This is a genomic window from Paenibacillus bouchesdurhonensis (assembly GCF_900155685.1).
Classification (GTDB): Bacteria; Bacillota; Bacilli; order Paenibacillales; family Paenibacillaceae; genus Fontibacillus; species Fontibacillus bouchesdurhonensis.
Window position 1 is genome coordinate 4,503,450 of the sequence record NZ_LT732548.1, and the last position, 15,044, is coordinate 4,518,493.

At 48.2% G+C, this 15,044-nt stretch carries 7 protein-coding genes; all 7 read right to left on the reverse strand.

Annotated elements, in window-relative coordinates; all coding sequences use genetic code 11:
- Positions 1-23: 23 nt before the first annotated feature.
- From CZ379_RS24510 to CZ379_RS24540, 7 genes are read right to left on the reverse strand one after another with little or no spacing between them, the layout of a single operon-like run.
- Positions 24-9,299 carry a non-ribosomal peptide synthetase/type I polyketide synthase gene (locus CZ379_RS24510; protein ID WP_110934011.1) on the reverse strand — a complete coding sequence of 3,092 codons (9,276 nt, stop codon included), beginning with the start codon at positions 9,297-9,299 and terminating at the stop codon, positions 24-26.
- A gap of 60 nt (positions 9,300-9,359) precedes the next feature.
- Positions 9,360-10,529, reverse strand: a complete 1,170-nt coding sequence (locus CZ379_RS24515; protein WP_110934012.1) for an acyl-CoA dehydrogenase family protein — start codon at positions 10,527-10,529, stop codon at positions 9,360-9,362.
- Positions 10,530-10,533: 4 nt separating this feature from the next.
- The gene (locus CZ379_RS24520; RefSeq protein WP_110934013.1) at positions 10,534-10,785 is read right to left on the reverse strand and encodes an acyl carrier protein; all 252 of its coding nucleotides are present in this window, start codon (positions 10,783-10,785) and stop codon (positions 10,534-10,536) included.
- 5 nt (positions 10,786-10,790) lie between these two features.
- Complete coding sequence (locus CZ379_RS24525) at positions 10,791-11,855, reverse strand: HAD-IIIC family phosphatase (protein ID WP_110934014.1); 1,065 nt, start codon at positions 11,853-11,855, stop codon at positions 10,791-10,793.
- A 13-nt stretch (positions 11,856-11,868) separates the two neighbouring features.
- Entirely contained in the window at positions 11,869-12,723 is an 855-nt protein-coding gene (locus tag CZ379_RS24530) for a 3-hydroxyacyl-CoA dehydrogenase family protein (protein WP_110934015.1), read from the reverse strand.
- A complete protein-coding gene (locus CZ379_RS24535) occupies positions 12,720-13,457 on the reverse strand; it encodes a thioesterase II family protein (protein ID WP_110934016.1) in 738 nt (245 codons plus the stop codon). Before CZ379_RS24535 ends, CZ379_RS24530 begins: the two co-directional genes overlap by 4 nt.
- A complete protein-coding gene (locus tag CZ379_RS24540; protein WP_234405009.1) occupies positions 13,458-15,029 on the reverse strand; it encodes a serine hydrolase domain-containing protein in 1,572 nt (523 codons plus the stop codon).
- Positions 15,030-15,044 lie beyond the last annotated feature (15 nt).

A 15,044-nucleotide genomic window follows, 5' to 3' on the forward strand; every position in this document is an offset into this window, starting at 1 on the left:
CTCCCTTTAAGATGCCAACCGGTCTATAATTCGAACTCCCCCTGGGCGCTCGCAAGAAACACAGGCTCCGGCTCAGCCAGGTGATGCTCAATAGCGATATCTTTCAATTGAATCGACGGATTTTTTAATACGCTAGTTACGATATCCTCCATGTACTTGGCAAACCGTTCGATCGTTTCCCGCCGGAACAGGCTCGTGCTGTATTCAAGCTTAAAGGATAGATACTCCCCATCCTCTTCAGCAATCAATGAAAGATCAAAATGAGCGGCGTCATGTACATAGGAGAAGGGATGCAAGGCCAATCCAGGAATGCTCATATCTGGGTTTTGCATGTTTTGCATAGCAAAAACAACATCAAAAATCGGATTACGTGCCAGCTCCCGTTCCTTGCCAAGCCCCTGCACCATTTCCTCGAACTGGTATTCCTGATTCGCGAATGCCTCCAGCGTTGTTGCCCGCACCGCTTGAAGCAGCTCGATAAAGCTCATTTCAACATTTAGTCGAATACGAATAGGCAGCATATTGACGAATTTTCCGATAATTAGCTGCAATGCCTGCTGCTTGCGGCCAGCAATCGGCGTGCCGATGATGATATCGTCCTGTACAGACAGCTTTGCCAGCAGTAGATTAAACACCGCCAGCAAGGCCATAAACAGGGTGACATCCTCCTTTAGGCAAAGCGATTTCAAGGCCTCAACTCTGGACTCATCCAGCGCAAACTCGATCCGGCTTCCCCGAAAACTTCTCATTGCCGGGCGAGGGTAGTCCGTCCGCAGAGACAACGTTGGAGCATCCGCCAACTGCTGAAGCCAGTAATCTCCTTGTTTCTTCATCGCTTCCGTCACCATCACTTTGTTCTGCCATTCCGAAAAATCTTTATATTGCAATGTCAATTCAGGCAATGCTCTACCGCCATACAAGGCCATAAAATCATTCACAAAAATATCCTGTGACAATCCGTCAGAGACAATATGGTGCATATCGACCATAAGCATATGCCGCTTATCTCCGAGCTTCAGTAGTCCGGCCCTCATTAGCGGCGCACGGCCTAAGTCAAACGGGCGAACAAATCGTTCTATTGCCTCACGGATTCGCTCCCCTTCCTCTAATTCACAATCCGGGTAATTCTCCGTGGTAAAGTCCGCAGACTCCATCTCAAACGGAACCGTAGGGTGAATTCTTTGCATAGGCTTGCCATTAACCGGTTCAAATGAGGTTCGCAGACTCTCGTGACGCTCTATTAACCTTCTAAAAACAGCAGCCAGCCGTTCAGGATCCAAAGAACCTTCCAGAATCCCTGCCACGATTTCGTTATATCCTGTATGCTCTTTGCCCATTTGCTGAATCAAATACAATCGCTTCTGTGCTGACGACAGCTCGTAATAGGCCTGTTCCTGTGCCGGCTCTATATCAAAATAGTCACTCTGCTCCGCTGACTCAATATAATTAGACAACTGGCGTATCGTGGACATATTAAAGAAGTCAGGCAGACTGATTTCAACCCGCAATTCCTTGTGAATAGCCGTTACCACTGTGATGGCCTTTAGCGAATCGCCGCCAAGCTCAAAAAAGTCATCATGCACGCCAATTGATTCAATCCGGAACAATCGCTCCCAAATTCCACATAATTGACGCTCAGTATCGGTAGCCGGTGTTTCATATTCCCCGGACAGTGCCGGCCTAGCATAATAAATCTCGTCGCCTGCCGGTAGAGTGGAGTAGCTATCCTGAGCTTCTCGTTTAACCCACTTTTTAATCCGATTCTGCAAGTCTCCAGTCGAAATAACAAGCTGGTTAACTTCACCAACGGTGAACAATCGTCTAAACAGTTCCACCCCTTCTTCAGGCACAATAAGCAATTCCGAGATGGATGCTCGGTTACCGGCCTGTCCGCGAATCGTCTGCTCCTCTTGAAGCTGCCAGCCATCCCAATTTATACATGTCCATGGCACCCGACTTCGCCGATTATAATCATGAACATAAGCATCCATGAAATGGTTTGCTGCTGAATATGCTACGAAACCCAAGCCACCCAGCATCGGAGATAATGAAGAGGTCAGCAGGCAGAAATCCAGCTCCTTATCTGTGAGAACTTGCTCCAGCACTAGCAGCCCATACAATTTGGCGCTGAAGTGCTGCTCGCATAGCATTTCATCCGTCTCCTCCAGCATGCTGAATGCGGCATCCCCAGTCATGCCTGCGGCATGAATAACTCCATGAATCGAACCGAATTCAGCTTCTGCTGCTGCAATTGCCGACTGCATCTGACTTAAGTCAGCAGCTTCGGCACGTAGAACAAGTACTTCCGCTCCTTCCTGCTCGAGCTGGTACAGCCTACGGATTTGCTTGCTTACACTGTCATCTTCCTCATGGGTATTAAGCCATTCCTCCCAAGATTCACGCGCAGGGAACGAGGAGCGGCTCGTAAGCACCAGCTTCGCTTGGACACTCTTGGCAAGATAACTGCCGAGCACCTGGCCGATATAACCAAGACCGCCAGTAATCAGATAAACGCCGCCTTGTCGCAATCCCGGGGTATTCTCTGTTGGTTCAGCCACTCTGATTGGTTCATAATCAAGCACCCATCGTTGATTGTCACGATAAGCAGTGGCCAGCTCAAACCTCATGGAGCGTAATTCCTCCAGCAAACGATCCAATAGTTTATCTCGCTGCCAGCTTCCTTCCTTCGGCAGGAGAACATCGATGCTGCTGCACTGCATAAAGGGCAGCTCCTGTGGAATAACACGGCATGGCCCTAGTACTGTTGCCTTCTCAGGATATAAGGCCTCTTCTCCCGCAACAGCTTGCATGCTGCTGCTTAAAACCCACAAATGAACGTCTGCTCCATCGCTGTACTGCTTCATTGCTTTGGCCGTATATAACAAGCTGTAGAAACCCAATTCCTGGGTTGTTCGCAGCCATATCGAATGGTCGTCGAAGGCATTGCGCTCCCTAATTCCCCATGTATGCAGCAGCCTTGTTGGCATCAGCCCCTTCACTTGCAAATCGGCAAACAGCTTCTTATAGTGCTCCTCGACCTGAGGATTTAAAATATAATTTGCAGCTCCAGCCTCCATAAAATGCTCACCGGGGCTGACCGTGATAACCTGTGAAGCTAGCCCTGCGATTCGATCAGTCAGTTCCCGGCCAAAGCTTGAAGCGCCAGAATCGCAACACTGGTTCACATCATCGATCGTATTTGCCTCATTTAGAAACACAAGCCAGCAATGGGAATTTGCACTTGCACTCTGGCGCTCACCCTCACTTAAAGTTGGCCTAGGGATGGGTAACTTCCTCCAAGTTGGGGAATAGAACCAGTCTGCCATGTCCGGCAGCTTGCCGAGCTTCTCATGCTCTTGGCGCCCTCCCGTTCCGATCAGAGCTACGGCTTGCGGTTTCATGCCAGCCTGTTCATCAAGCCAGTAACGTTGCCGCGCAAAGGAATATCCCGGTAAAGCTACGATCGTACGGAAGCTACGATGAAATGCCTTCCATTGAACGGGCAGCCCATACATCCATAATCTTCCGATCCGATTGACTAGTAATCCAACATCCGAAGCCTCACGCTGGGCTGGACGTATAAGATTAACCGCCTGCTGTCCACGATTTGTATTCAGATGACGACGCACAAGCACCGTTAGATCCTGACCTGGCCCAATTTCTATAAACAAGCGGTCAGTCTGCTGGGCAAGCCGGGCGATTCCTTCAGCAAAACGTACCGTATCTGTCATATGGCGAATCCAATAATCCGGATCCGTTGCTTCCTCCGCCGTAATCCATCCCCCTGTCGTGGTCGATACGTAGGGAATCATCGGAGGTTGAAGTTTCACCTTGCGAACCGCCGCAGCAAACGGCTCAATCACTGCCTGAAGCAAGGAGGAATGACCTGCTGTTGATACAGGCAATCTCATACACATAAGCTTATGCGTCCTCAAGGTCTGCTCCAGTGCCGTTATTTCGTCATCTGTGCCCGCAACGATACAGGATTCCCCATTCACGACCCCCAAAGATAAAGAGCCGCTTAAGAATGGTTTCAACTTGTCCTCGGTTAAAGGGACACTGAGCATAGCTCCAGCCGGCGCTGACTGCATCAGCTCGCCGCGCAGTATAATCAGCTTCATTGCTTCTTCCAGGCTCATGACCTTTGCCAGGCAAGCGGCAGCGTACTCGCCAAAGCTATAACCAATCATTGCTTCCGGCTTGATTCCCCATACTAGGAGAAGACGGGCAAGCGAATACTGAAGTATGAATATCGCAGGCTGAATATATCTCGTCTGTGTCAGATGCTCAGCAGCTAGTTCATGATTTTCGGACGGATATATCATCTCCTTTAAATCCTCGCCTGTGATTTCCCGATATAGTGCAAAACAATGATCCATTTCCGCACGAAAGACTGGCTCTTCCTCGTACAAGCCCGCCCCCATATGGATATACTGAGAACCTTGCCCAGAAAACATGAACACCGCTGATTTCCGAGCATCTCTCGTTACATAAGACAGCACTTTACGTTCATCAAAGCCTGTTTTGTGATTTACAGGCGTTAAGGCCTCAATCGCTTCCGCAGTAGACTCACAACAAAGCATGCGTCGATATTTGAAATGCCTGCGGCCATTTTGCAAGGTGTAGGCCACATCAGCAAGCGCTTCACTCCGATTTTTCTGTAAATAAGCAACTAAGCTTCCCGTTATTTCGTCAAGCGCGGCCGGGCTCTGAGCAGACAAGACCAGCAGTTGCGCATCCCTTTCTCCCTCTGCTGCCTCATATACAGGAGCCTCCTCCACAATGACATGCGCATTAGTACCGCCAATTCCGAAGGAACTGACCCCCGCCCGTAAAGGATGTGCCCCCCGTTCCCACTTTGTAAGCTCACTGTTTACGATAAATGGGCTGTCTGAAAAATTAATATTGGGATTTGGCGTCTCAAAATGGAGGCTTGGCGGAATTTGTTTATACCGCAAAGCGAGAGCCGTCTTAATTAAACCTGCTACCCCTGCTGCGGCATCGAGATGTCCTATATTGGTCTTCACGGATCCAATCCGGCAAAACCCTTTCTTGCTTGTATGGAATGCCTTAGTTAAGGCTTCGATTTCTATGGGGTCGCCGAGCGTAGTTCCTGAACCATGCGCCTCAACATAAGTAATCGACTCAGCTGGAACCCGAGCCGCTTTCAATGCCTTGGCAATGGCATCAGCCTGTCCTTGAACGCTTGGTGCTGTAAAGCCGACCTTACGGCTCCCGTCATTGTTAATGGCTGAGCCTTTAATGACGGCATAAATCTGATCGCCGTTTGCAATTGCCGCATCAAGCGATTTAAGTGCCACAAACGCAACCCCGTCGCCGCCAATCGTACCCTTAGCCTTGGCATCAAACGTCCGGCAATGTCCATCTGGTGATTTCACCATTCCCTCCTGATACAAATAGCCGGATTTATGGGGCAGCACAATGGAAGCACCGCCCGCCAATGCCATTTCGCAATCGCCATTCAAAATGGATTGGCATGCAAGATGCACAGCGACCAATGACGTGGAACAGGCAGTTTGCAGGCTGATGGCAGGCCCCTTCAAATTCAGCTTATGCGATATGCGTGTACTCACCGTATAGGAGTCATTCAGAGAGTCCACCTCAAACATATCTGACAAGCTTCCATGCAAACGATCCGATAACTGAGACAGCCAGTGAAAATTATTCGTAACTCCGGCAAATAGACCAATTGTGGAGTCCGAGCGCTCCGGATCACATCCCGCATCCTCTAGGGCATGCCAAGCGCATTCATGCAAGAGGCGAATTTGCGGATCCATCATGGCCGCCTGATCAGGAGTGTATCCGAAGAAGGCAGGATCAAATTGATCCATATCGTCCAATACGCCCTTCGCCTTGACAAACTCAGGCCGCTTCATCAATTCCCGATCAAATCCATACTCGGCTAATTCATTCTCTGTAAAAAAAGAGATACTTTCCTTCCCTTGCACTAAATTATTCCAGAATGCATCGATATCTCGCGCGCCGGGAAACCTGCCGGCCATCCCAATGATGGCAATATCCTGACGGATTGCCCCGGCAGAAGCGGTCTGTCCGTTTATCCCCTCCACTGCAGCTTGCTCAGAATTTAAACCCTGGCTCTCCATTTCACCTGCATCAAAGGCAAGACTCTCAACTGGTTCAGTTAAATGCTCCGCGAGTTCGTGAATGGTCGGATAGTGAAACAAGGTCACAATCGCTATTTCCCGCTGTAGCAGGCGCTGCAGCATACTTTGTAGTTGAATAAGATTAATAGAATTGCCGCCAATCTCAAAATACTTATCATGAATGCTTACGTTCTCCAGACCTAATACCGATTTCCATGCCTGTGCAATCAATTGCTCCATTTCTGTTGTCGGGGTTATCGTATCTGGATTATTCCGAAGCTGCTGCTCAGGCTCCGGAAGAGACTTGCGATCCAGCTTCCCGTTTGGGGTAAGCGGAATTCGTTCCAGATATATGAAATAGGATGGAATGGCGTAGTCGGGCAATTTCTCCATCAGATAAGCTCGCAGGGATGCGGCAGGTGCCTGCTCTGTAGCAACGACATAAGCGCAAAGCTCTGTTTGTTCTCCACGCTTCCAGGTCGTAACAGCACTTTCTTGAATGAAAGGATGCTGAAGAAGAACGTTCTCAATTTCCCCTGTTTCGATGCGGTGCCCTCGAATCTTCACCTGATTATCTATCCGTCCCAAATATTCAACCTGACCATCCGAACGCCATCGCGCCATATCGCCTGTCTTGTACATCATTCCTTTTCCCCGGAAGCGATCCCATACAAATCGCTCTGCTGTAAGCTCTGGCTGATTCAAATAGCCACGTGCAACACCATCGCCGCCTACAACCAATTCACCCGGAATTCCAATGGGCATAAGCTGGCCATGACGATCAACGATATACACTGTCGAATTATGGATGGGTGAGCCGATGGGAACCTGCTCGCTATATTCCCGATCAATTCGGAAGCAGGTTGAAATCACCGTATTCTCGGTAGGTCCGTATGCATTCCAGATTGTCAGCTTCGGACAGGCTCGTCTAACAGCCTCAATATGCTTGGGCGATAATACATCTCCGCCAACGACTAAATGCCGCATCCCGTTAAACATCTCCGGACGCTGCTGTGCCATTTGATTAAATAATGCCGGTGTAAGCAAGCCTGTTGAAATATTCTGCGCATGCAAATAGTTATCGAGCCTAGCCGGATCCAACAAAGTATGTTTATCGGCAATATGCAAGCTTGCCCCGTTCAATAACGCCCCAAACACTTCAAAGGTAAGCGCATCAAAACCGATGGCTCCAGCCTGCAGCATCCGATCCTGCGGCACAATCTGTACATAGTTCGTATTGCAGACCAAACGTATAATGTTCCGATGGGTTACGACAACCCCCTTGGGTGTGCCCGTAGAGCCTGAGGTATACATTACATAGGCCGGCTCAGTAGAATCATTTAAATGAACATCCAAGTTCCCTGCCTCACCCTGCTCTAGCAAAGTGCTGTCTAGTAAATGCACCTCTGCCTCTCCAGGTATATGCTTAGCGAGCTCTGGCAAGGCCAGCACCAGCACCACTTGCCCATTGCTCAGCATATATTCGATTCGTTCGCTGGGCTGAGCCGGGTCAAGAGGTAAATACGCGCCACCGGCCTTGAGTACGCCAAAAATGGCTGCAACCATTTCCGTGGATCTCCCTACCATAAGGCCGACGATCTGTCCCTGCTGAAAACCATTTTGCTGCAGTAAATGAGCAATCCGATTGGCTTGCTCATTTAGTTCGCTGTACGAATATGACTTCTGCCCATCGGAAACAGCAATCTGGTCGGGATACAGCTGCGCCCAATCCTCGAACAATTCATGAACCAGCTTCTCGTCGGGATATTCAACGGCCGTTTGATTAAACTGACGAATCCGTTGCTCTTCCTCCGGCAATAGAAGACTTAAATCCTGAAGCCTCGCACCCTCATCAGTTCCATTTTGACTAGCAAAGGAAATAATTTGCTCCAATATGTAGAGATAGCAATGAGCCAATCTCTCGATCCATTCTTTATTATAGGCTTCCGTATTGTAGACAAAGGACATCTCCAGCTCTGCTGTCATTTGAATCCGCAGCGTCAGATCAAATTCCGTTTCTTCTTCAGACCGATGTGAAGCAATCGCAAGCGTTCCTGACAAGTCAGTTAAAGCTTTGTCCAAAGGATAGTTCTCTATAACCACAAGCGAATCGAACGGATTGCCCCCTGTCCGCAGCCCTGCGTAAGCCTTAATATCCGCGAGGGATGTTCCTGAATGCTCCTCTCGAACGTAAATAGAGCGATTGACTTGGCCTACAAGCTCAGACAAGCTGGATTCTGGACATGCCCGCATTCTGAAAGGGAGAGTGTTAATAAACAGACCGACCATCCGGTCGATATTTGAGATTGATGCATTTCGCCCGGACACCGTCGTCCCGAACATGACATCATCACTGTTGGTATAATACTGCAGCAAAATTCCCCACGCAGTATAAAAGAGAGCCGCCTGCGTCACTTCCTTATCCTGGGCATACCGTTGTATCTCTTTCATAAATGAACTATCTCTAAACTGGTTATAGACAGAAACCTCCGTTTGATGTCCGGAATTCACTTTATGTTTTGGCATCGGAAGCGGTTTATTGCCTAACTCTTGCAAGTAATTTCTCCAATAGCTCTCCTGCTCCGGCTTATTCTGCTGCAGCATAGACACAAGCTGCTGCAACCGAGGTTTCCCCAGCAGCTCAGGCACCAATCCCTGCTGTAAGCTGTGATAAGCCTCCAGCCATTCCTTCAGTACTATGCCAGTGCTCCAGCCATCGAACAAAATATGATGGAAGCTCATGAGCATTGTATGTCTCCGCTCTGTCCGTTTAAACAACGTAATACGGAACGGCACCTCATCCAGTCTGAATTTCTCCGCTTTATCCGCCTGAATTGCTTCCGAAATGAGTTGAGCCTGCTTCGTCTCATCCTCATGGGTATAATTCAGAAAGCGAATGGCAGGGCGATGCCGCTTCAGTACAATTTGAACAGGTTGGCTGACTTCTTCCCATCGGAACACTACACGCAGCGCCTCATTAGCCTCTACTACATGCAGCCACGACTGTTCGAACAAAGCAGCTTCGATTTCCCCAATAATTTCCAACTCAATCAGTTCTACATATTGCGTAGTATCAGGATTCTTTAAATATTGAAGCAGCATCCCCGACTGCATCGGAGTCAAGGCCAAAACATCCTCAACATTGCTTCTGTCCAGCTTCTGAGATTCTCCCACACTCACCCGTCCTTTCTGATACCGATCTTGTGCCGCCTGCTACCAGTTCAATGCATCCTGCTATTGGTTCACTGTATACCGTTTTTTCATCCCATATTTCCGCAATCCATATTGAGAAATGACCTGCTGCTGAATCTGACTCGTGCCTTCGATAATTTCCAGCACTCTGGCATCCCGAAACAACCGCTCAGCCGGATAGTCACTATGACAGCCATTACCTCCATGGACTTGCACATTATCATTCGTTACCTCTACTGCAGCCTTCGACGTAAAATACTTGGCAATCGTCGTTTCATGAATGGCCTCCGCATCGCCAATACGGCGCAACTCTCCCGCGCTCAGGCACAGAGTACGAGCGGCATGTACCTTGGTTACCGCATCGCCGATCATTCCTTTGATCAATTGAAAATGATGCAGCTTCTCTCCAAACTGTGAACGGGATCTGGAGTAGGACGCCATTGACTCAAGCGCTTCAACCGCGATAGCCGCACCCGCCCAGGCAATACTGTAACGACCATGATCCAGCGCAGTGGAGACAATATAAGTAAAACCGCCCCCCACATTACCTAGCACATTCTCCTCTGGAACCTCTACCTCATTAAATTCAATTTCAGCAAGATGCGCCGCTCTATTGCCGAGCATCCCCTGCAATGGCTTCACATCTACTCCCCTACGGTCGCTCTCGACGAAAAAGGCGGTTATTTGTCCAGACAAATCCACGGCAATGACTACAAAGAAATCAGCTATGCCAGCAAGAGTAATCCATTTCTTCTTGCCATTTAAAATAAATCTGTTGCCTTCATGCCGATAAGTGGTTTGTACGCTTTTGGCATCCGAGCCAACGTTGGGTTCCGATAAAGCAAACGCCCCTAGCTTCTCTGCCTTCGCCATCTGCGGAAGCCAATAGCTTTTTTGTTCCTCGGTTCCAAAACGCAGAATGGTCTCGCCGAGCAGCGAGGTTTGCACGGTCAGCATAGCTCTGGTGTTGCTGCAGGCCTTGCCAATTTGCTCAGTGAACAGACCATAGGCCACCGGATCAAGGCCCAAGCCGCCATATTTCACTGGCCAACTGGCTCCCAAATAACCTAATGACCCCATACGTTGAATTAGATTACGGGGAAGCTCTCCGCTAGCATCGATCAAACCCGCCTGTGGACGAACCTCCTCGGCGGCGAACTGCTTGGCTTCTTCAATAATTGAAGCAGCAGAAGTGCATGTATGAGCATTCACCGGCTTACACCTCCTGCTTATGCTTGCCGATGAGCCTTACAATGCTGTTTAAGGTACTAAAATTCGCAATATCCAAATCCTCATTTGCAACTGTAATGCCGAACTCCTGCTCAATATAACCAAGCAATTTCATCGCAAACAAGGAATTCACAAACCCCATTTGGAATATGTTATCATCGTCCGTGAACACAGCTTCGTCCTCAAATACAATCAGGTTGCTCTCAATAAAATTCCGGATTTTTTCCTTCATCTCCATATCGGTTACCCCTTTCTCCCTGAAACCGTCACCTTAACTTCAATGTAAGGCGGAAACGGCTGAATTTGCCTTAAGTTATTTTCAAATACGATATTTCCTTGACCATCATTTGCGATTTCTGCAAAGTCAGCGAAACGATAGGTGATATACATCATCCTGTTCCGGTCGGTCTGCTTAAAATCAGCACGCAGCACCTTACCTTCATTTTTTGCCTGCTGCATAATATAAGTCAGCATAACGGTGCCGACACCCCGCGACATAACCCGGCAAGACATCAACAGCAGCTTCAGATGCCAGTGGTCTTCCTTAAGTTCAATGAGTGCAAGGCCAATTTTCCCATAGGAACCGTATTTATCCGTTAATTCACAGACTAGCAATAAAAAGTCCGGAGATTGCCTGATTCGATCCAGCTCTTCATAGCTGAATGTATAGCCCGTTGTATTGAGCTGGTTCGTGCGAAGCGTCAGTTCTTCCGCCCGTTTTAAATCCTCCTCCATCGCCTCGCTGATCATAAATCGCATCTCCAGCGAGCGCAAAAACTCCTCTTGCGGCCCCCGAAACTCAGCTTCCTCCTGCTTCCTTTGGATATCCTCCAGATACATAACACGCCGCCGTTTAGAATCTTCAGTAATGAATCGGGGATTTAGACGGGGATGATCGATAAGCGTCAAATAGTCGTCTGCATGAATGCATTCTACCTCGGGATGCACGCTCCTTACCTCATCAAGCTCGAAAGGCTGATCATCGATAAACAGAAGTGTATCCTTGCCAATGTTCAAGTTGCTGTAAATACTTTCAATCGAGCTGGATTTGGCGTTCCAGTTGATTTCGGGATATAGAAAAAATTCTTCAATGCCCAGCTCCCGCAATTTGTTCATCGCATGATCTCGATCATTTCTGCTGGCAATGGAATGCAGTATACCTCGGGAATCTAGCGTGGCAAGAATATCCCTCATATTCGGCCTCAGCTCTACCTCATTGGATTCCAGCAAAATGCCATTCCACATCGTATGATCCAGATCCCATACGATGCATTTGATCTCCTTCGGCTTCTTCGGCTCCTTATTCACGAAATGCCCTCCCTTACAAACGATATTCAAAAAAGCCTTTCCCAGCTTTCTTCCCTAAATACCCGGCATCCACCATTTTCACAAGCAGCGGACAAGGCCGGAATTTGGGGTCTTTGTAACTGTCATAAAGCACATTAAGTGAATAAAGAATCGTATCCAAGCCAATGAGGTCACATGTAGCCAGCGGCCCCATTTTATGTTCAAACCCAAGACGAAAGATTTTGTCCACATCCTGCGGCTCAGCTACCTTGTCCTGAATCAGCCAAACGCACTCATTGATCATCTGCATCAGCACGCGGTTCGTAACGAAGCCTGGAAAATCATTGACGACAACCGGCACCTTATCGAAGGACTGCAGGAATTCCTTGCCTATGCGGATCGTCTCTTCGGAAGTGTGTTCTCCGCGGATCACCTCGACCAGCTTCTTCATCGGAACCGGGTTCATAAAATGCATGCCAATCACTCTCTCGGGTCTCGGCATAAGCGCGCCAATTTTAGTTATCGAGACACAGCTTGTATTGGCTGCATAATAGACATCCATCCCACATACCTCTGCCAGTTCAAGATATACTTTCTTCTTCATGTCCCAATCTTCGGTAATATTCTCGATAACAAACTGTGTTTCTCCGAACTTGTCATAGCTTGTCGTAAAGGTTATTCGCTCGATCACTTCCTCCAGAGAAAGCTGTTTGGTCTTCGGCTTCACCATCTTTAACAGGCGAAATTCAGACTGGATCTTCTCCTTTGCCCGCCGTACGGCTGCTTCGTCGATATCCTTGAGGATCACCTTATATCCGTTGCAAGCCAAATCTAGGGCAACATCACTCCCCATTACTCCGGCCCCAACAACGCCAACAGTTTGAATCATAATCCACGGCTCCTTTCTGGTGAACATAATACTGGATTGCAAAGTACTTGATGAATTAGGGAAACTACCTGTTCAGTCTGCTCATTGATGAAAAAATGGCCGCCTTGAAACGAATAAACCTGGCAGGACTTGCTGCTATATCTCGCCCATTCCGATAGCACGTAGTCTTCTGTAGCCGGATCATCAATTCCATTTAATACAGAAATGTCGCAATGAATTAAATCGGGCTTGCTTGTAAATGCATGTGTTTCTATCAGTTCTAAATCTCTGCGCAGGACCGGCAAGAAGAGCTGAATAAGCTCCTCTCTTTCAAACAATTCCTCCTCAGTACCGCCAAATTGCTTGATTTCCTGCTGCAAACGCTCATCTGACAGTAAGTGAAGAACATTATTTTTCTTAGCATGAGGCGGGTAGGTTCCCGAAACGAAAAGATGAGCTGGCTCCCGCTTTAAACGCTGCTTAGTCATATGAGCCAGCTCATAGGCAATTAATGCTCCCATACTGTGGCCAAACAAAAGGAATGGTATATCGTCTTCTATGCTAGATTCCAATTGGCTGTAGAGATCCTCAAGCATCTCATGCATACTTAGGTAATGAGATTCCGCCATCCTTCTGCCTCGAGCAGCAAGTTCCAGTGGGTGTATTTCAATGTCTTCATGCAAATAACGCTTCCAACGATGGTAGACCGTTGCTGAGCCGCCTGCATAAGGCAAGCAAAAGAGCTTAAATTTCACTTATTTCACCTCCTTAGCCACATTCAACTCCCTCACGTTGTTATATGATTTATTAGAGAAGTGCTCTTTGAAAGGAAACAAACAAACCACCGCAATATAAACCAATAACAGCAGTCCTATGAAGTAAATTCCAGCCAATGCCCAAATAACGGTAGACGGTGCCCAGACTGCGACTACTTCCAAAGGCAAACCTGAAAATAAAAATTGGGTGAGCTTGCTTATGCCCCAGTAATACAGAATGAAAAGTACGAACACGAGGGCAAGCTTCAGCCAGTCTCTGCTGCTTAAGGGAATATAACCCCTTTGCTCGTGTCTTAGCTGTATGAATATCCGGATCACTCCCAGCAGCAGCCCAAGAATAAGAAGCCCTATAGCAGTGATGGCCCCCATGGCAATCCGATCAAGCTGTGGATAGAAATCAGCTTCTGCATGCGGCATTGGCTCCTCTGTAAACATGCTGACAAGGCCTTTTCCTATATGAAAGGTATAGGCCGAATTAATATTGGCGAGTACACCTACTCCTAACTTTTCATCTGGCCGCAGAATAATGTAGGAGGAATAATTTGGGTTAGAGCCTTGATGCAACCATTCGTTCCCTTGAGGCGACACGAACCAGCCTGCCGCATAATAATTTCCGTCCTGATCCTGCTGAGCCATCGTACCAGGATCATGAGAGCGATCCAGAATAGTTCGATAGGACGGGAGTACATCTTCGCTTCCTAGCTGAAGCAATAGCCAACGCCCAATATCATCGGCATTGGATAACAAATAGCCTGCCGGAGTATTCCCTCTGTATATGGGGGCTGAAAACCGGTGCGGAGAGCCTAATGAAATTTTATAGCCTTGTGCCACTCCCTTGTCATTGTTCAGTTCCGATACAGGTACTGTGTGATTCAATCCCAGCTCCTGAAGCATTTTCAGCATGTACTGCTCATAGGTCATTCCCGAGAGCTGCTGAATGACAAGTCCGAGAACATCATAATTAATCGTGGCGTATTCATAGCTTTCTCCAGGACGAGAAGCAAGCTCGTTCCCCGCGATCCCCCGGACCGTTCGCTCCAGTGCCTCTTCGCTTGCATCAATGGGAATAGAAGCCAGGGAAGCAAAGGGCACCCCGCTGGTATGGTGCAAGAATTGAGCGATTGTTACATTTACGGGCACCCCTTCATATTTCAACTCCAGCCAAGGCAAGTAACGAGTTACCGGAGCATCCAGACTTAGAACGCCTTGCTCCTCCAATTGGAGTATCGCTAAGCCCGTAAATGCCTTGGTCGTCGAACCCAATTCAAATAAAGTAGAATTAGTAACTGGAATATCCTGTTCAAAATCAGCCAGGCCAAATCCTTTAGAATAGACCACCTCGTCCCCGCGAACAATTACAACTGCTGCGCCTGGGCTATGAGACTTCTCCAGCTGAGTTTCAACAAATAAATCGATTGAAGACTCATCAACCTCACGCTGGTGTTTGGCAAAGACCTGCTGCTGACTTGCTGAAGCTTCCTGTTCCTGCCCATAAGCTGCACTCCAGACAAGCAGCGATGATACAAGAAGAACGGTGGCAAACTTTCTCAATAGATCATCCGCTCC